Source organism: Lelliottia sp. EB106-05-01-XG201 (assembly GCF_058791735.1).
The window spans coordinates 3,040,601-3,058,892 of the sequence record NZ_JBYTDV010000001.1; the positions used below are offsets into that span (position 1 = coordinate 3,040,601).

Annotated in this window: 14 protein-coding genes; 4 read left to right on the top strand and 10 right to left on the bottom strand. The window is 53.0% G+C overall.

What is annotated here, in order from left to right; all coding sequences use genetic code 11:
* Positions 1–26: 26 nt before the first annotated feature.
* From lpxK to AC3WS9_RS14345, 3 genes are read right to left on the bottom strand one after another with little or no spacing between them, the layout of a single operon-like run.
* The gene (gene lpxK, locus AC3WS9_RS14335) at positions 27–1,004 is read right to left on the bottom strand and encodes a tetraacyldisaccharide 4'-kinase (protein ID WP_492488985.1); all 978 of its coding nucleotides are present in this window, start codon (positions 1,002–1,004) and stop codon (positions 27–29) included.
* Entirely contained in the window at positions 1,001–2,749 is a 1,749-nt protein-coding gene (msbA, locus tag AC3WS9_RS14340) for a lipid A ABC transporter ATP-binding protein/permease MsbA (RefSeq protein ID WP_282492375.1), read from the bottom strand. The genes lpxK and msbA overlap by 4 nt, the downstream gene beginning before the upstream one ends.
* A gap of 36 nt (positions 2,750–2,785) precedes the next feature.
* Positions 2,786–5,050 carry a ComEC family protein gene (locus AC3WS9_RS14345; protein ID WP_492488987.1) on the bottom strand — a complete coding sequence of 755 codons (2,265 nt, stop codon included), beginning with the start codon at positions 5,048–5,050 and terminating at the stop codon, positions 2,786–2,788.
* Between AC3WS9_RS14345 and AC3WS9_RS14350 the strand changes: the two genes are divergently transcribed.
* The gene (locus AC3WS9_RS14350) at positions 5,049–5,207 is read left to right on the top strand and encodes a hypothetical protein (protein WP_324724031.1); all 159 of its coding nucleotides are present in this window, start codon (positions 5,049–5,051) and stop codon (positions 5,205–5,207) included. The genes AC3WS9_RS14345 and AC3WS9_RS14350 overlap by 2 nt on opposite strands.
* Before the next feature lie 56 nt (positions 5,208–5,263).
* Here the strand turns inward: AC3WS9_RS14350 and ihfB are convergent, their stop codons facing one another.
* The 7 genes from ihfB to AC3WS9_RS14385 form a co-directional block, all read right to left on the bottom strand.
* On the bottom strand, positions 5,264–5,551 hold the full coding sequence (gene ihfB, locus AC3WS9_RS14355; protein ID WP_012016828.1) for an integration host factor subunit beta: 288 nt from the start codon (positions 5,549–5,551) through the stop codon (positions 5,264–5,266).
* A gap of 237 nt (positions 5,552–5,788) precedes the next feature.
* A complete protein-coding gene (rpsA, locus tag AC3WS9_RS14360) occupies positions 5,789–7,462 on the bottom strand; it encodes a 30S ribosomal protein S1 (protein WP_100776997.1) in 1,674 nt (557 codons plus the stop codon).
* Positions 7,463–7,571: 109 nt separating this feature from the next.
* Positions 7,572–8,255, bottom strand: a complete 684-nt coding sequence (gene cmk / locus AC3WS9_RS14365) for a (d)CMP kinase (RefSeq protein ID WP_282492372.1) — start codon at positions 8,253–8,255, stop codon at positions 7,572–7,574.
* A 169-nt stretch (positions 8,256–8,424) separates the two neighbouring features.
* Entirely contained in the window at positions 8,425–9,192 is a 768-nt protein-coding gene (loiP, locus tag AC3WS9_RS14370; protein WP_285149147.1) for a metalloprotease LoiP, read from the bottom strand.
* Positions 9,193–9,345: 153 nt separating this feature from the next.
* A complete protein-coding gene (gene aroA / locus AC3WS9_RS14375; protein WP_285149146.1) occupies positions 9,346–10,629 on the bottom strand; it encodes a 3-phosphoshikimate 1-carboxyvinyltransferase in 1,284 nt (427 codons plus the stop codon).
* 71 nt (positions 10,630–10,700) lie between these two features.
* A complete protein-coding gene (gene serC / locus AC3WS9_RS14380; protein WP_285149145.1) occupies positions 10,701–11,789 on the bottom strand; it encodes a 3-phosphoserine/phosphohydroxythreonine transaminase in 1,089 nt (362 codons plus the stop codon).
* A gap of 162 nt (positions 11,790–11,951) precedes the next feature.
* Complete coding sequence (locus tag AC3WS9_RS14385) at positions 11,952–12,644, bottom strand: DUF421 domain-containing protein (RefSeq protein ID WP_492488991.1); 693 nt, start codon at positions 12,642–12,644, stop codon at positions 11,952–11,954.
* Positions 12,645–12,782: 138 nt separating this feature from the next.
* Here AC3WS9_RS14385 and ycaO point away from each other — a divergent pair, with 138 nt between their 5' ends.
* The 3 genes from ycaO (at position 12,783) to pflB (ending at position 18,139) form a co-directional block, all read left to right on the top strand.
* Entirely contained in the window at positions 12,783–14,543 is a 1,761-nt protein-coding gene (gene ycaO / locus AC3WS9_RS14390) for a 30S ribosomal protein S12 methylthiotransferase accessory factor YcaO (protein ID WP_492488993.1), read from the top strand.
* A gap of 406 nt (positions 14,544–14,949) precedes the next feature.
* Positions 14,950–15,807, top strand: a complete 858-nt coding sequence (gene focA / locus AC3WS9_RS14395) for a formate transporter FocA (RefSeq protein ID WP_133159644.1) — start codon at positions 14,950–14,952, stop codon at positions 15,805–15,807.
* Positions 15,808–15,856: 49 nt separating this feature from the next.
* Positions 15,857–18,139, top strand: coding sequence for a formate C-acetyltransferase (gene pflB, locus AC3WS9_RS14400; protein WP_282492366.1), 2,283 nt, complete (start codon positions 15,857–15,859; stop codon positions 18,137–18,139).
* The last annotated feature ends 153 nt before the right edge of the window (positions 18,140–18,292 follow it).

Sequence of the window (18,292 nt, forward strand, 5' to 3'; positions counted from 1 at the left end):
TTCGCGCTACCAGAACCGCATTCGACTTAGCGCACCAGCGCCATCAGTTCCTGGAGCAAGTGTTCGGGTTTGTCGCCGCTCAGCTCTGCGTCAACGGGCAGATACCACCAGTTGGCTTTGGCAAAGGCCCGGCATTTGACCGCGTCTTTTTCGGTCATGATCAAATTCTGGTGAGGAGCGGCCAGAGGCTCAACGCTTTCCAGACTCAGCGCCTGGTGGTCGGCGAGCGGGATTCGGTTTTCAAGCGTTGCGCCATTGCTTTCTAAAGTGGCAAAAAAACGTGGAGGATGACCAATACCGGCCATGGCAACCAGGGAAGGCAATTGCGTGATTTCTCGATGTTCGCCCGTGAGCAAATTCACCGCCAGACCTGGCTTTAAGGTCATCGGGATTTCGCCGGACCGCGCTTCGCCGCCATTCACGATCACCGCATCGACGGAACGCAGACGGGAGGCACGTTCGCGCATCGGCCCGGCAGGTAACCACCAGCCGTTGCCGAAACGGCGCACGCCATCAATCACCACGATCTCTTTGTCACGCGCCAGGGCGTAATGCTGTAAGCCGTCGTCGGTGATAATGATTTGTAGAGGATGTTCTGCCAGCAGCGCCTGAACAGCTTCGCTGCGGTTGGGAGAAACGGCGACCGGTGCGCCGGTGCGCTGGAAGATGAGTACGGGTTCATCCCCGGCTTGTGCCGTAGTGGTGGCATTTGTCAGCAGCAGCGGGTAGCGCTCGGCTTTTCCGCCGTAACCGCGCGACACCACGCCGACACGAATGCCCCGTTTTGTCAGCTGTTCGACCAGCCAGATCACCACGGGGGTTTTCCCGTTACCTCCGGCGGTGAGATTCCCGACGACCACAACGGGTACCGGCGCTCGCCAGGATTTTTTAAGTCCCAGGCGATAGCTCAAACGAATGATGCCGCTCACCAGGCCATACAGCCAGGAGAGCGGCAACAGCAGCAGCCAGAGAGGAGATTCCCCGGACCAGATGCGTGCAATCATGCGCCAAACTGCATTTTATGAAGCTGAGCGTAAACGCCGCGGTGCTCGATAAGATCCGCATGGCTTCCACGCTCAACAATGATACCGTCTTCCACAACCACGATTTCGTCCGCCTGCTCGATAGTCGACAGACGGTGCGCAATCACCAGTGAGGTACGGTTTTTCTGCAGTTCGTCCAGCGCCGACTGAATCGCGCGTTCTGACTCAGTATCCAGCGCTGAAGTGGCTTCATCCAGGATCAGAATCGGGCTGTCGCGCAGCAGCGCACGGGCAATAGCGATACGCTGGCGCTGACCGCCGGAAAGCAGCACGCCGTTCTCGCCAATGACCGTATCCAGACCGTTGTCCATCTTATTGATAAAGTCCATCGCATAGGCCATACGCGCCGCATTCTCGATCGCTTCACGGCTGTACTCTTCCGTACGGGCGTAAGCGATGTTGTTGGCAACCGTATCGTTGAACAGGTGAACGTTTTGAGACACCAGCGCCACCTGATTACGCAGCGACTGCAGGGTGTATTCCCGCAGATCGTGGCCGTCGAGCAGGATTTCGCCTTCGTCGATGTCGTAAAAACGGGTCATCAGGCTGGCGATAGTCGATTTACCGGAACCCGAACGACCCACCAGCGCCACGGTTTTACCGGCCGGAATGTTCAGGCTGATATTGCGCAGAGCGGGTGTTTCACGGCCAGGATAGGTGAAGGTGACGTTACGGAATTCAACGTCGCCGTTGGCGCGTTCAATCACGCGTTTGCCTTCGTCTTTTTCCTGCTCCGTATCGAGAATGCTGAACAGCGTCTGACAGGCCGCCATACCGCGCTGGAACTGGGCGTTGACGTTGGTCAGGGATTTCAGCGGACGCATCAGCGCAATCATCGAGGAGAAGACCACGGTAATGGTACCGGCGGTCAAGGTTTCCATGACGCTCGGGAAGCTCGCAGCATAGAGAACAAATGCCAGCGCCAGAGAGGCAATCAGCTGAATGATTGGGTCAGAGATGGACGAGGCCGAAACCATTTTCATCCCCTGCAGACGCATTTTATTGCTGACTTTATCGAAGCGTTTTGTTTCGACGTCCTGGCCGCCAAAGATCAACACTTCTTTATGGCCTTTCAGCATCTGCTCGGCACTGGTGGTCACCTGCCCCATCGTGTTCTGCATGTTTTTGCTGATGTTACGAAAACGCTTGGAGACCACGCGGATAGCGATCGACACAATCGGTGCCAGCACAATCAGAATGATCGACAGTTGCCAGCTGTAATAGAACATCATGATGAACAGGCCGATGATCGACGCACCTTCACGCACCACGGTAATCAGGGCGCTGGAAGAGGACGACGCGACTTGCTCAGAATCGTAGGTGATGCGTGACAGCAAGGTCCCGGTGGACTGCTTGTCAAAGAAGGAGACCGGCATGCCCATCATATGGCTGAACAGGCGGCGACGCATGGTCATGACCACTTTTCCCGATACCCAGGAAATGCAGTAGCTGGAGATATAGCTGGTGATGCCACGTAAGATCATCAGTCCGATAACCACCAGAGGCATCCATAGCAACACTGAGCGATCCGTTTTACCAAAACCGTCATCCAGTAACGGTTTGAGGAGCGACAGCATAAAGGTATCGCTTGCTGCGTTGAGGATTAACGCGACACCCGCCACGATCAGACCTGTTTTGAAGGGTGCAATCATCGGCCAGAGTCGGCGGAAGGTCTGCCACGTGGAGAGATCTTTGTCGTTATGCATTCATAAAACCAGCATTTGTTGAAATAGCCGCATATTCTACCCGTTATCTACGGGCGCGCCAAACCACTGATGGTACCAACGAGGTAAAATTTGATCTCGTAAGCGATGGATTTGCCAGCCTCGTGGCGAAAAACTGACTGAGATTTGCCCGGATTGCGGTGTATCGAACCAAGAATAGCCCTCCTTTTTATAGCGCCTGACGACTTTTACTGACGGAAAATGCCATGCGTTGTACCGCGCCGCAGAGGCTAAAGCGACCTTCCCTTCCACGCGCTGGACAAGCGGCAGTGAAGACGAGGTATTACTCCCATGATGCGGCACCTGGATAAGTGTAGACCTTAGCCACTGCCAGCGATGGCTTAACATCATTTGTTCCGCAGTCGCTTCGATATCCCCGGTGAGCAACACGCTGTGCTCGCCATCGTCAATTTTCACCACGCACGAATGGTTATTTCCCTGCGCCTGATATTCCTTTGGCGGCCAGTGGACCGTAAAGGTCAGGCCCTGCCACTGCCAGTGCTCGCCACGAAAACAGGGCTGATGCCCGGCCCAACCCAGCGGACTCCTTATCCACATCGCAGGCCAGGCATTAAGCAACGAGTTCAATCCGCCGATATGGTCCATGTGCTCGTGACTAATAATCACCCCTTCCGGCGTCAGATGATGCCAGCGCAGCCAGGGGATGATCTGCTGCTGCCCACTGTCGCCACCCGGCCAGGCTAACCCGGTATCGTATAAAATCGCCTTCCCCTGACGTTCAACGACCATCGCCAGGCCCTGTCCGATATCCAGCATATGAACCGTCCAGCCTTCTGTTTTGTGCGAGCGCCACAAAGGAAATGTCAGCAATACACTTCCCACGATGCACACGCCTGGGGCCGATCTCCAGGCACGTACACGCCAGACCATAATGGCAAGCCAGGGAAGAGAGGCCGCCGCCAGCCAGCGCTCATCAATATCGATCCAGCCATCCGGTAATGCCTTTAACAGTCGAAAGAGCAGATCCAGCGATTTGTTGGCCAGAAACCAGATCTTTGCTTCCAGCAAACCGAGTCCGCTCAGATGCAGCAGCATTCCGGCCAAAATCAGCGGCACGGAGATAAAGGTAACCAGTGGCACGGCAAAGAGATTGGCGACCAGAGAGGAAATGCTCATCCCGTGAAAAATACTGACCTGGAGCGGTAAGAGCAAAAACAGCATACCCAGTTGCAGATGCAGCAATGCCAGCAGCTGTTTTATCCACCGGGGTACCGGCCACTGAGGGAATGGCAGCCACTGATACCAGAAAATCAGCGCGGCGACGGCGAACGCTGACAGAGCCAGACTTTGCGAAAGCACGGCCAGCGGATCGATAAACAGAATTGCCGCCACACAGCACAGCCAGACCTGCCACGGCGACCACTGCCTTCCGCTCAGGCGCAGCGTAGCCAGCACCGCGATCGAGACGACCGTTCGCAATGCTGGCGGTTGCATCCCGGTGAGCCATGCATAAAACGCCGCGAAGCAAACGCCTGCCAGCAACGGCGTGCGCCAGTCTATCCACTGACACGGAAGTAAAAACTGGAGTCCACGCACGATAAGCCAGACGAGGGATGCCGCAAGAGCAATATGCAAACCTGAGATCGCCATCAGGTGCAATGTGCCGGTCTCACGCATTAGCTTTTTGACCTCTTGCGTGACCGCCAGTCGCTCGCCCATCCCCAACCCGAGAATAACGGCGCCCCACTGATAAGGTTTCAGCTCTACGGTGAGGGAGTTGAGATATCGTGCCCGCAAACTGCAGTTTGCCTCCAGCACTTCTGCGTGAGTGAATCTGCCGGTTAAAGGCTGATGTGAAGCTAGCGCGCTACGCTGCGAGTCGTATCCGCCGTCGTTGAGCTCACCGTGAACGGCGCGAAGGCGCAGTGTCATTGCCCACCGCTGTCCCGCACACGCGGGCTGCGGTAAGTAATTGCCGTATAGCATTACACCGGTCGTTGAACGCCAGGGCTTGCCGTTCAGGCGCTCAATCTGTCCCTGATGCGTGGTGGCCCCATCAGTGGCGGTAATCACCACTTCAGCCTGCTGTGACCCATCCGTTAGATGCTGCATCGGCCAGACGGCTTCCTGCGCCGCTAACACACCCCAGGCAAAAAACAGCAGCCATAAGCCGGTATAGCGCAGATAGATCAGACGCTGTGCAGCCAGCAGAATGCCAACGGCAATACATACCCAGATGACTGGCAGACCGGGCAGCGAAGGCAGCCACAGCAACGGTATTATCGCCATGATGAGACAAGCACTGATTGCAGGAACACCCATGAACACCTCCCTGTTTCGGGGCAGTGTGCATCAGGAATATCAGGGCGTCAGGGAGGAAAAAGTGAAATTACAGTCCTTGCCGAAGGGATTATTCCCGTTTGCAGCAATGATAAATATGAAATGCGTGGAGGCTTCCAGTTTGGGTTGTCGCCAATAAAAAAAGCACCCGAAGGTGCTTTCTTTAGATAACCCAGTTTCGCCCGCAGGCTAAACTCAGTTCCCGTAAATATTGGCGCGATCGCGCAGTTCTTTACCCGGCTTAAAGTGCGGAACGTATTTGCCTTCCAGGTCGACTTTATCGCCAGTCTTCGGGTTACGCCCGGTTCGTGGAGCACGATAATGCAGAGAGAAACTACCGAAACCGCGGATTTCAATGCGCTCGCCTTGTGCAAGAGTCGAGGCCATATGCTCTAGCATCTCTTTCACTGCATCTTCCACTGCTTTTGCGGGGATGTGCGATTGTTGACTGGCAAGTCTTTCAATCAATTCTGACTTGGTCATGATTCCTCCGGTTCCTTCAAACCAATTAGCTGAACAGCTTATTAAACAAGGGCGGCCGTAGCCGCCCTTTGTTATTGATTACAGAACGAATCCTGCAATCTGTCAAGTCTGCTCGTTATCCTTCGAGCGGTCACTACGTTAACTTCGCCTGCACACCCCAGTCACTTACTTAAGTAGGCTCCTGGGGTTCTCAGGCTCGTTGCCTTGTTACCGCTCAAATGACTTAGAGCTCTTGAATTACTCGCCTTTAGCTGCTTTGAAAGCTTCAGCCATTGCGTTGTTGGAGAAACCTGCATCTTCCTGTTTGTTAACAGTTGCGATGGCATCTTTCTCATCAGCTTCGTCTTTAGCACGAACAGACAGGCTGATTGCACGGTTCTTACGGTCAACGCCGGTGAATTTAGCTTCAACGTCATCGCCAACGCTCAGAACCAGAGTTGCATCTTCAACGCGGTCACGTGAAGCTTCAGAAGCGCGCAGGTAACCTTCAACGCCGTCAGCCAGTTCTACGGTTGCGCCTTTCGCGTCAACTGCAGTCACTTTACCGTTTACGATTGCGCCTTTCTTGTTCAGTGCAACCCAGTTGTTGAACGGATCTTCTGCGAGCTGTTTAACGCCCAGAGAGATACGCTCACGTTCTGCGTCAACCTGCAGAACAACTGCAGCGATTTCGTCGCCTTTTTTGTATTCACGTACTGCTTCTTCGCCTGCAACGTTCCAGGAGATGTCAGACAGGTGAACCAGGCCGTCGATGCCGCCGTCTAGGCCGATGAAGATACCGAAGTCAGTGATAGACTTGATTTTACCTTCAACACGGTCGCCCTTGTTGTGGGTTTCCGCGAACTGCTGCCATGGGTTGTTTTTGCACTGCTTCAGGCCCAGGGAGATACGACGACGTTCTTCGTCGATATCCAGAACCATCACTTCCACTACATCACCAACGTTAACAACTTTGGATGGGTGGATGTTTTTGTTGGTCCAGTCCATTTCGGAAACGTGCACCAGGCCTTCAACGCCTTCTTCGATTTCAACGAAGCAGCCGTAGTCGGTCAGGTTGGTAACGCGACCAGTCAGTTTAGTACCTTCTGGGTAACGTTTAGCGATAGCGACCCATGGATCTTCGCCCAGCTGTTTCAGGCCCAGAGATACACGAGTACGCTCGCGGTCGAACTTCAGCACTTTAACAGTGATTTCGTCGCCAACGTTCACGATTTCGCTTGGGTGTTTAACGCGTTTCCACGCCATGTCGGTGATGTGCAGCAGGCCATCAACGCCACCCAGATCAACGAATGCACCGTAGTCAGTGAGGTTCTTAACGATACCTTTAACTTCCATGCCTTCCTGCAGGTTTTCCAGCAGCTGATCGCGCTCTGCGCTGTTCTCGGATTCGATAACGGCACGACGGGAAACAACAACGTTGTTACGCTTCTGGTCAAGCTTGATAACTTTGAACTCAAGCTCTTTGCCTTCGAGGTGCAGAGTGTCGCGAACCGGACGAACGTCTACCAGAGAACCTGGCAGGAACGCGCGAATACCGTTCAGCTCAACAGTGAAGCCACCTTTAACTTTGCCGTTGATAACACCGACTACAGTTTCAGCTTCTTCGTAAGCTTTTTCCAGCGTGATCCAAGCTTCGTGACGTTTAGCTTTTTCACGGGACAGCAGAGTTTCACCGAAGCCGTCTTCTACTGCATCCAGTGCAACGTCAACTTCGTCACCTACCTGGATTTCCAGCTCGCCCTGGGCGTTTTTGAACTGCTCTGCCGGAATGGCAGACTCAGATTTCAGACCGGCGTCAACCAGTACGATATCTTTGTCGATAGCAACAACAACACCACGAACGATGGAACCCGGACGGGTTTCGATTGTTTTTAAGGATTCTTCAAATAGTTGAGCAAAAGATTCAGTCATGTTTAATCTTCAGGTTAATATAACGTCCACCTGGCTCCATGCCGGATGGGGTTGTTTCACATACCCGCCGTCAATCCATTGCAGCGGGGGTACTACAAATCTGTCGCGATTAAGCGAGTGCCAATTTCTGGCGCGCGTATTGTAACGCTTTTTCAATCACTTGCTCAATAGTTAAACGGGTAGAATCGAGCACTAAAGCATCGTCTGCCGGAACAAGTGGCGCTACAGCACGATTCCGATCGCGGTCATCGCGCTCTTTTATCTCGGATAAAAGGCGTTCAAAGTTAACACTAAAGCCATTTTCCTGCAACTGAAGCATACGACGTTGCGCGCGCTCTTCCGAAGAAGCGTCAAGGAAAATCTTCACAGGCGCATCAGGAAATACCACGGTTCCCATGTCACGACCGTCCGCTATCAGACCAGGCGCTTCTCGGAACGCACGCTGACGACGCAGCAGCGCCTCGCGAACGCGCGGGAACGCAGCCACCTGTGATGCAGCATTCGCCACTTCCTGGGTGCGGATCTCACCGCTGACGTCTTCCCCTTCAAGGATGACCTCAAGATTGCCATTCGTCGAGACGAAGCGGACGTCAAGATGTGCTGCCAGCGGGACTAGTGCTTCTTCAGAAGCCACATCCACATGATGATGCAGTGCCGCTAACGCCAGAACGCGATAGATTGCTCCTGAGTCTAAAAGATGCCATTGCAATGCTTCCGCCATCGCTTTGCACAAGGTGCCTTTACCTGCACCGCTTGGCCCATCAATGGTAATTACCGGGGCAATTGCTGTCATCGTTCTCTCCTTCATTAGAGGCGTCAGTTACATAAACGCCGCGCATTATACGCGCCATTGCCAGCAACCGTTAATGTTGCGTGTAAATAACGGAATGTTTGAAGGTGAGTGTAGAAGAAATAGACATTAAAGTACGGGCTGGTGTGAAACCAACCCGTAAGTCAAAGCGTTACTTCTTGTCTGCCGCAATACGATCGCGGATATGCTGGGCACGTTCAGCCGAAGGCGGATGTGAATCAAACAGGGATTTGGCATGAGCGCCGTCGAGCGCAGCCAGTTTGTCGAAGCTACTGGCTAAGCCCGCAGTACTGATTTTGCGTTTTTTGAGCAGATCATAAGAGAAATCATCGGCTTCTGATTCCTGACTACGCGAAAACGCAGAGTTTATTGCCCCTTCGGCAATATCACCTAACTGCGATTGCGTAAGCTGAGCCGCCACCCCGCTGGTTGCAGAGACGGCATCGCGAGCCGCTACGGTGGCATAAGCTGTCTGCATCGCTTTACGGGAATGACCTAACGCCACATGCCCTAGCTCATGACCCAGCACACCTTCAATTTCGTTGTCTGTCATCATATCCATCAGGCTGCTGTATACACGGACGCAACCATTTGCCATCGCCCAGGCATTGATATCGCTGGTCAAATACACCTTATAGTTGACGGGTGTGCCGTTAATATTATTGCCCAACGCCTTAGCTATTTTATTGATACGCTTAGTGTATTTGCTTGAAGCGCCAGCAATATCATTTTGGCTGTCCAGCTCCTTACAGCCGCCGTTGGCGATTGCTTTTGCATCAGCATCCGTGAGGGTAGCGGCCTGATAGGCGGACATCCCGGCGCTGGCGAGCCCATTTGCATCGACGCCGCCCATGTTTTTACAGCCAGAAAGCAGCGTGGCAGCAATCGCCAGCGATAAAAGCAGTTTACGATTATTCATATCTATCTTCCGTTGATTAACATATTGAAAAATTATGGGTTATCCCACAAAGTTCACGCGAAGATAGCACTCCTGTGGATCCTTAAAAAAGTTTGAAACGGGACCAAAAAAAAGCCGACTCATGGTCGGCTTTTTCATATCGGGCATGTGTACTCAGGCAAGCGTACTGATGCGCGCCAGCTGCTCGAAATAATCCGGGAAGGTTTTCGCGGTGCATTTCGGATCAAGAATAGTGACCGGTGTATCAGACAACGCCACCAGCGAGAAACACATCGCCATGCGGTGATCGTTGTAAGTACCAATTTCAGCGACCTGCAGGTTGGCCGGCGGTGTCACGCGAATATAGTCTTCGCCCTCTTCCACTTCGGCACCCACTTTACGCAGCTCCGTCGCCATCGCGAACAGGCGATCGGTCTCTTTCACACGCCAGTTGTAGATATTGCGCAGCGTAGTGGTGCCGTTGGCAAACAGCGCTGCCGTGGCAATAGTCATCGCCGCATCAGGGATATGGTTCATGTCCATATCGATCGCGTTCAGCTCACCGCGCGTGCAAGCGATAAAGTCATCACCCCAGGTGATTTCGGCACCCATTTTTTCCAGCACGTCGGCAAAGCGAATATCGCCCTGAACGCTGTTACGACCGATACCGGTGACTTTAACGGTGCCGCCCTTAATCGCGCCCGCCGCGAGGAAATAGGACGCAGATGACGCATCGCCTTCCACCAGGTAGTTGCCCGGCGACTGGTACTCCTGCCCACCGCGCACCACAAAGCGCTGATACGCCTGGTTTTCAACTTCAACGCCAAAGGTCTTCATCAGATGCAGGGTGATATCGATGTAAGGCTTAGAAACCAGCTCGCCTTTGATGGTAATCACCGTATCCTGCGGGGCCAGTGGAGCCGTCATCAGCAGCGCCGTCAGGAACTGGCTGGACACGCTACCATCCACAGCCACTTCACCGCCCGTAAATCCACCGCGCAGGCGCAGTGGCGGATAATTTTCCTGCTCCAGATAATCAATGTGCGCGCCGCCCTGACGCAGGGCATCCACCAGATGGCCAATCGGGCGCTCCTTCATGCGTGGCTCGCCGGTCAGCACAATATTGTTGCTACCCAGACACAGCGCGGCCGCCAGCGGACGCATCGCCGTACCTGCGTTACCGAGAAACAGCTCAAGTTCTTCGGTCGTTTGCAGCGCTCCGCCGTTGCCTGTCACTTCACAACGCGTACGATCGGCTGACAGTGTGTAGTGAACACCTAACGCTTTCAGCGCATTCAGCATGTGGCGAACGTCATCACTGTCCAGCAGATTGGTGAGGACGGTGGTGCCGTTTGCCAGAGCAGCCAGCAGCAGGGCGCGGTTCGAGACACTTTTTGAACCAGGCAGATTGATGGTGCCATCTACCCGCGCGATCGGTTGTAACGTCAGGGATTCCATGAAAACTTAACTCTCAAATCAACATAATAAAAACCCCGAAGTCGGGCTTCGGGGGTGAAAAACTCGCGCGATTAACCGTGGCGACGTTCGAAGTCGACCATAAAATCAGTCAGCGCTTTGACGCCTTCGAGCGGCATCGCGTTGTAGATGGAAGCACGCATGCCGCCCACCACGCGGTGGCCTTTCAGCGCGTGCAGACCCGCAGCGAAGGACTCTTCGAGGAACACTTTGTCGAGTTGGCTGTCGGCAAGCTGGAACGGCACGTTCATGCGGGAACGGTTCGCTTTGGCCACGTCATTGCGGTAGAAATCACTGCCGTCAATCACGCTGTACAGCAGAGTCGCTTTCTGCTGATTAATCTTGTCCATTTGCGCCACGCCGCCATTTTTCTTCAGCCATTTAAAGACCAGGCCAGAAAGATACCAGGCAAAGGTCGGCGGGGTGTTGAACATGGAGTCGTTATCGTTCAGGACGGTGTAGTCCAGAATCGATGGACAGGCCTGATGCGCTTTACCTAACAGGTCTTCACGAACGATGACCAGCGTCAGCCCGGCCGGGCCGATGTTTTTCTGCGCACCAGCATAAATCACGCCGTAGCGGCTGACATCCAGCGGGCCAGAGAGAATAGTGGAAGATAAATCAGCGGTCACGATGACGTTGTCGCCAAAGTTCGGCTCTTCGTGAATGGCGATCCCGTCGATGGTTTCGTTCGGGCAGTAGTGAAGGTACGCCGCATTGTCTGACAGCTGCCATTCACTCATCGGGGTGACGCCACGCAGACCATCGACGGTGATTTTCGCGTCGATAACATTCGGGGTGCAGTATTTTTTGGCTTCTTTCACCGCACTGGCGGCCCAATAACCGGCATCAACGTAATCCGCTGTCGTTTTATCACCCAGCAGGTTCAGTGGAATGCCCGCAAACTGACCGCGCCCGCCGCCGTGGCAGAACAATACTTTGTAGTTCGAGGGGATATTCAGCAGATCGCGAAAATCCTTTTCTGCCTCTTCAGCAACCTGGATAAACTCTTTTCCACGGTGGCTGATTTCCATCACCGATGTACCAAGACCCTGCCAGTCGCAAAGCTCCTGCTGAGCTTGTTTAAGCACATCCGCCGGTAGCATTGCCGGACCTGAACTGAAATTAAAGACCTGAGCCATTTACCCTCACCACGCTTAAATTCATAAGTTATTACTGTGGATATCGGTTTTATCATTCAGTGACACGCGCCGCAATGTCTAAAACCAAGACCTCAGAAAATGTGCCCCCGGTCACACAAAACAATCTGCCAGCACGTTGTCACAAAACCGACAAATTGGCTGTCAGGTGACGCGTTTCGCCCGACTCACCTTCGTCCATACTGGATTTGCACAGCGAGGGCAGAGTTGGTGATCGCCTGGCTGCATCGCAAGCACATGGCTGCAGCGTCGACAGGCATACTCTCCCGCTTCGGGAACGGTGGTAAATCGTTCAACGTATTCATCCGGCAAAATGCAGAGGCCTGGCTTGACGTCGGCGTCGTCGTAGTAATAGACACTGATCTGCCCGTTGGTTTCCATGATCGCCAGCCGCACCTGCCCCAGCTGATCCACGCTGTTTAAGCGCAGCTCCATGAAAAACTCAAATTCCGTCATATTCGCGCTGCGAACTTTCTCCCAAGCCAGTTGGCCCTCTTCGACAATCACCACCGGTTTCCCTTCCAGCAGATCCTCGATTTTTTCACTTTTCGACATCAGCCACATCACCAGGCGATAGAGCAAACCCAGAGTGACAAACACGATCAGCACCGGAATCATCGGCACGTCGTCATAAAAGGCCACGTCACCCGCCGCAGAACCGAGGGTGAGGATGATCAGCACCTCGAAGAGCGACATCTGCCGTACGCCGCGCCGTCCGGTGATTTTGAGAAACAGAAAGACCAGAATAAAGGTATAGAGACTGCGCAACGCCACTTCGCCTAAAAACTCCAGCGGCACTTTGTCGAACGCCATCCGGTGAAGATCGAACGCTTTCATTTTTATTTGCCTTAACAGTAAGTTACTGTTGATAAGCATAGCTGACTCTTTTATTTTCGCTGTTCTCCTCGCGAAGATAGCGCCTGTCACGCAAAACCCGTATCATTGCGCGCTTTACGTACGATAAAAGTGATCGCCATGACTCAAACATTTATCCCCGGCAAAGACGCCGCACTGGAAGATTCCATCGCTCGCTTCCAGCAAAAACTGACCGACCTGGGTTTTAATATCGAAGAAGCCTCCTGGCTCAACCCGGTTCCTCACGTCTGGTCTGTGCATATTCGCGACACCGACTGTGCGCTGTGCTTTACCAACGGTAAAGGCGCCACCAAAAAAGCGGCTCTCGCTTCTGCCCTGGGTGAGTATTTTGAGCGCCTGTCCACCAACTACTTCTTCGCCGATTTCTGGCTGGGCGATACCATCGCCAACGGCCCGTTCGTGCACTATCCGAACGAAAAATGGTTCCCGCTGACGGAAGATGACGAGCTGCCAGAAGGCATTCTCGACGCGCGTCTGCGCAAGTTCTACGATCCTGATAATGAACTGACCGCCGGCATGCTGGTGGATCTGCAGTCTGGCAACGACGAGCGTGGCATCTGCGCCCTGCCGTTCACCCGCCAGTCTGACGATCAGACCGTCTACATCCCGATGAACATCGTCGGCAACCTGTACGTCTCCAACGGCATGTCCGCCGGTAATACCCGCAACGAAGCCCGCGTGCAGGGTCTGTCCGAGGTGTTTGAGCGTCATATCAAAAACCGCATTATCGCTGAGTCCATCAGCCTGCCGGAGATCCCGAGCGAGGTGCTGGCGCGCTATCCGGGTGTGGTGGAATCCATCGCCAAACTGGAAGCAGAAGGTTTCCCAATCTTCGCCTACGACGGCTCTCTGGGCGGCAAATACCCGGTGATTTGTGTCGTTCTGTTTAACCCGGCGAATGGCACCTGCTTCGCGTCGTTTGGCGCACACCCGGACTTCGGCGTGGCGCTGGAACGTACCGTCACCGAGCTGCTGCAGGGCCGTAGCCTGAAAGATCTCGACGTCTTTACCCCGCCAACGTTTGATGACGAAGAAGTGGGCGAACACACCAACCTCGAAACCCACTTTATCGATTCCAGCGGTTTGATCTCCTGGGATATGTTCAAGCAGGACGCGGACTATCCGTTCGTGGACTGGAATTTCTCCGGCACCACAGAAGAAGAGTTCGCCACGCTGATGGCCATCTTCAAGGCGGAAGATAAAGAAGTGTACATCGCGGATTACGAGCACCTGAGCGTCTTCGCCTGCCGCATTATCGTTCCGGGCATGTCCGACATCTATCCGGCGGAAGATCTGTGGCTGGCGAACAACAGCATGGGCAGCCATCTGCGTGAAACGCTGCTGGCGCTGCCGGGTAGTGAGTGGGAAAAAGACGATTATCTGAACCTGATCGCCCAACTGGACGACGAAGGCCACGACGATCTCACCCGCGTACGTGAGCTGCTGGGTCTGGCAACCGGCAAAGACAACGGCTGGTACACCCTGCGTGTTGGCGAGCTGAAATCGATGCTGGCCCTGGCCGGTGGCGATCTGGATCAGGCCCTGGCCTGGACGGAATGGACTATCGAATACAACCAGTCGGTATTCAGCCCGGAGCGCGCCAATTATTACCGCTGCCTGCAAACGCTGCTGTTGCTCTCGCAGGAAGAAGATCGTCAGCCGCTGCAATATCTGAATGCCTTCGTGCGTATGTACGGCGCAGAGGCTGTCGAAGCGGCAAGCGCCGCGCTGAGCGGTGAAGCGCCGTTCTACGGCCTTCAGGCGGTTGATAAAGATCTGAAAGCCTTCCCGGCACATCAGTCGCTGCTGAAAGCTTATGAAAAACTGCAGCGTGCCAAAGCCGCTTACTGGTCAAAATAAGCGCATATAGTACTACTGGCAGTAGGCGTACTCACGCGTCTGGGCTATATTACGGGGCAATTTCATTGCCCCGTTTTTTTATTTCTTTTGCAATGAATATTGATTGTAATAATAAAGTTAAATACAGGTAAATATAATTATGTTTACCTGGGCTTTGCTGTTACTTTTTAGGGTAATTACTCCATTTTAATTAACTGCTTTGGGAGAGGTTTCAGGAAATTATTCAACTCTTTTCATAACTTTTAAAATTTATTTTTATACGGATAATCAACAACTTACTCCGCAATCGCTGCAAAACCATGCGCTTTGCGGGCCTATAAGCCAGGCGAGATATGATCTATATCAATTTCTCTTCTATAATGCTTTGTTAGTATCTCGTCGCCGACTTAATAAAGAGAGAGTTAGTGTGAAAGCTGACAACCCTTTTGATCTAATACTCCCAGCTGCGATGGCCAAAGTTGCCGAAGAAGCGGGTGTCTATAAAGCAACGAAGCACCCGATGACGACGTTCTATCTGGCGATCACCGCTGGTGTGTTCATCTCCATCGCTTTCGTCTTCTACATCACTGCTACCACCGGTACTGCTGCGATGCCTTTCGGTATTGCGAAACTGATTGGCGGTATCTGTTTCTCACTGGGCTTGATTCTGTGCGTCATCTGCGGCGCCGACCTCTTTACCTCAACGGTACTTATCGTGGTGGCTAAAGCGAGCGGAAGAATCACCTGGGGTCAGCTGGCGCGCAACTGGATTAATGTCTACGTTGGCAACCTGATTGGCTGTTTACTCTTTGTTCTGCTGATGTGGTTATCTGGCGAGTATATGACCGCCAACGGTGGCTGGGGACTGAACGTCCTGCAAACCGCTGACCACAAAATGCATCACACCTTTATCGAAGCCGTCGCTCTCGGCATCCTCGCAAACCTGATGGTCTGCCTGGCCGTCTGGATGAGCTACTCTGGCCGCAGCCTGATGGACAAAGCCATGATTATGGTTCTGCCGGTTGCGATGTTCGTTGCCAGCGGCTTTGAGCACAGTATCGCAAACATGTTTATGATCCCGATGGGTATTGTAATCCGTAACTTTGCGAGCCCGGAGTTCTGGACTGCTGTTGGTTCAACCCCGGAAAGTTTCTCTCACCTGACTATTATGAACTTCATCACAGATAACCTGATCCCTGTCACTATTGGGAACATTATCGGTGGGGGTCTGCTGGTTGGGTTGACATACTGGGTCATTTACCTGCGTGGCGACAATCATCATTGATGGTTTCTCAGGCAGTAAAGAAAAATCCACTTAAGAAGGTAGGTATCACATGTCCGAGCTTAATGAAAAGTTAGCCACAGCCTGGGAAGGTTTTGCGAAAGGTGACTGGCAGAAAGAAGTCAACGTACGCGACTTCATTCAGAAAAACTATACCCCATATGAAGGCGACGAGTCTTTCCTGGCTGGTGCAACTGACGCAACAACCAAGCTGTGGGACAATGTAATGGAAGGCGTCAAACTGGAAAACCGCACTCACGCGCCAGTTGACTTCGATACTTCCGTTGCTTCTACCATCACTTCTCACGACGCTGGCTACATCAACAAAGCGCTTGAGAAAATCGTTGGTCTGCAGACTGAAAAACCACTGAAACGTGCGATTATTCCGTTCGGTGGCATCAAAATGGTTGAAGGTTCCTGCAAAGCGTACGATCGCGAACTGGACCCAATGCTGAAAAAAATCTTCAGCGAATACCGCAAAACTCACAACCAGGGCGTGTTTGACGTTTACACCAAAGACATCCTGAACTGCCGTAAATCCGGTGTTCTGACCGGTCTGCCAGATGCGTATGGCCGTGGTCGTATCATCGGTGACTACCGTCGTGTTGCTCTGTACGGTATCGACTTCCTGCTGAAAGACAAATACGCACAGTTCCTGTCCCTGCAGTCTGACCTGGAAAACGGCGTAAACCTGGAAGCGACTATCCGTCTGCGCGAAGAGATCTCTGAACAGCACCGTGCGCTGGGTCAGATCAAAGAAATGGCCGCTAAATATGGCTGCGATATCTCTGGTCCGGCAACCAACGCTCAGGAAGCTATTCAGTGGACTTACTTCGGCTACCTGGCCGCGGTTAAATCTCAGAACGGCGCAGCAATGTCCTTCGGTCGCGTATCCACCTTCCTGGATGCTTACATCGAACGTGACATCAAAGCAGGCAAAATCACCGAGCAAGATGCACAGGAAATGATTGACCACCTGGTCATGAAACTGCGTATGGTTCGCTTCCTGCGTACCCCAGAATACGATGAGCTGTTCTCCGGTGACCCAATCTGGGCAACTGAATCTATCGGCGGTATGGGCGTTGACGGCCGTACTCTGGTAACCAAAAACAGCTTCCGTTTCCTGAACACCCTGTACACCATGGGCCCGTCTCCGGAACCGAACATCACTGTTCTGTGGTCTGAAAAACTGCCTCTGAACTTCAAGAAATTCGCGGCTAAAGTCTCCATCGATACCTCTTCTCTGCAGTACGAGAACGATGATCTGATGCGTCCTGACTTCAACAACGACGACTACGCTATCGCTTGCTGCGTAAGCCCAATGGTTGTTGGTAAGCAAATGCAGTTCTTCGGTGCGCGTGCTAACCTCGCGAAAACCATGCTGTATGCAATCAACGGCGGCGTGGACGAAAAACTGAAAATCCAGGTTGGTCCTAAATCTGAACCAATCAAAGGCGACGTTCTGAACTTCGACGAAGTCATGGACCGTATGGATCACTTCATGGACTGGCTGGCTAAGCAGTATGTCACCGCCCTGAACATCATCCACTACATGCACGACAAGTACAGCTACGAAGCGTCTCTGATGGCTCTGCACGACCGTGACGTGGTTCGCACCATGGCATGTGGTATCGCAGGTCTGTCCGTTGCAGCTGACTCCCTGTCTGCAATCAAATATGCGAAAGTTAAACCAATTCGTGACGAAGATGGTCTGGCGACTGACTTCGAAATCGAAGGCGAATACCCGCAGTTTGGTAACAACGACTCTCGCGTTGATGACATGGCCGTTGACCTGGTTGAACGTTTCATGAAGAAAATTCAGAAACTGACTACCTACCGCAACGCTATCCCGACTCAGTCTGTTCTGACCATCACTTCTAACGTTGTGTACGGTAAGAAAACCGGTAACACCCCAGACGGTCGTCGTGCTGGCGCGCCATTCGGTCCAGGTGCTAACCCAATGCACGGTCGTGACCAGAAAGGTGCTGTTGCCTCTCTGACCTCCGTTGCTAAACTGCCGTTTGCTTACGCGAAAGATGGTATCTCTTATACCTTCTCTATCGTTCCAAATGCGCTGGGTAAAGACGACGAAGTGCGTAAAACCAACCTGGCAGGTCTGATGGACGGTTACTTCCATCACGAATCTTCCATCGAAGGTGGTCAGCACTTGAACGTGAACGTGATGAACCGTGAAATGCTGCTCGACGCGATGGAAAACCCGGAAAAATATCCGCAGCTGACCATCCGCGTATCTGGCTACGCAGTACGTTTTAACTCCCTGACTAAAGAACAGCAGCAGGACGTTATCACCCGTACTTTCACTCAATCCATCTAACTGGAATTGACTGAAATCACGCAGTAAAAAGCGTACAATAAAGGCTCCACATCAGTGGGGCCTTTTTAACACCTTCTCCAAACCAGTCTCTTTTGGCCGCTGTCTATATACTTAATGGATAACAGCCAAAACAGACTCGACATAGCCGATGAG

Bases quoted from the DNA above. Each gene is read 5' to 3' on its own strand.
- lpxK (WP_492488985.1), bottom strand. From the start codon at position 1,004: ATGATTGCACGCATCTGGTCCGGGGAATCTCCTCTCTGGCTGCTGCTG.
- msbA (WP_282492375.1), bottom strand. From the start codon at position 2,749: ATGCATAACGACAAAGATCTCTCCACGTGGCAGACCTTCCGCCGACTC.
- AC3WS9_RS14350 (WP_324724031.1), top strand. From the start codon at position 5,049: ATGAACACCTCCCTGTTTCGGGGCAGTGTGCATCAGGAATATCAGGGC.
- AC3WS9_RS14345 (WP_492488987.1), bottom strand. From the start codon at position 5,050: ATGGGTGTTCCTGCAATCAGTGCTTGTCTCATCATGGCGATAATACCG.
- ihfB (WP_012016828.1), bottom strand. From the start codon at position 5,551: ATGACCAAGTCAGAATTGATTGAAAGACTTGCCAGTCAACAATCGCAC.
- rpsA (WP_100776997.1), bottom strand. From the start codon at position 7,462: ATGACTGAATCTTTTGCTCAACTATTTGAAGAATCCTTAAAAACAATC.
- cmk (WP_282492372.1), bottom strand. From the start codon at position 8,255: ATGACAGCAATTGCCCCGGTAATTACCATTGATGGGCCAAGCGGTGCA.
- loiP (WP_285149147.1), bottom strand. From the start codon at position 9,192: ATGAATAATCGTAAACTGCTTTTATCGCTGGCGATTGCTGCCACGCTG.
- aroA (WP_285149146.1), bottom strand. From the start codon at position 10,629: ATGGAATCCCTGACGTTACAACCGATCGCGCGGGTAGATGGCACCATC.
- serC (WP_285149145.1), bottom strand. From the start codon at position 11,789: ATGGCTCAGGTCTTTAATTTCAGTTCAGGTCCGGCAATGCTACCGGCG.
- AC3WS9_RS14385 (WP_492488991.1), bottom strand. From the start codon at position 12,644: ATGAAAGCGTTCGATCTTCACCGGATGGCGTTCGACAAAGTGCCGCTG.
- ycaO (WP_492488993.1), top strand. From the start codon at position 12,783: ATGACTCAAACATTTATCCCCGGCAAAGACGCCGCACTGGAAGATTCC.
- pflB (WP_282492366.1), top strand. From the start codon at position 15,857: ATGTCCGAGCTTAATGAAAAGTTAGCCACAGCCTGGGAAGGTTTTGCG.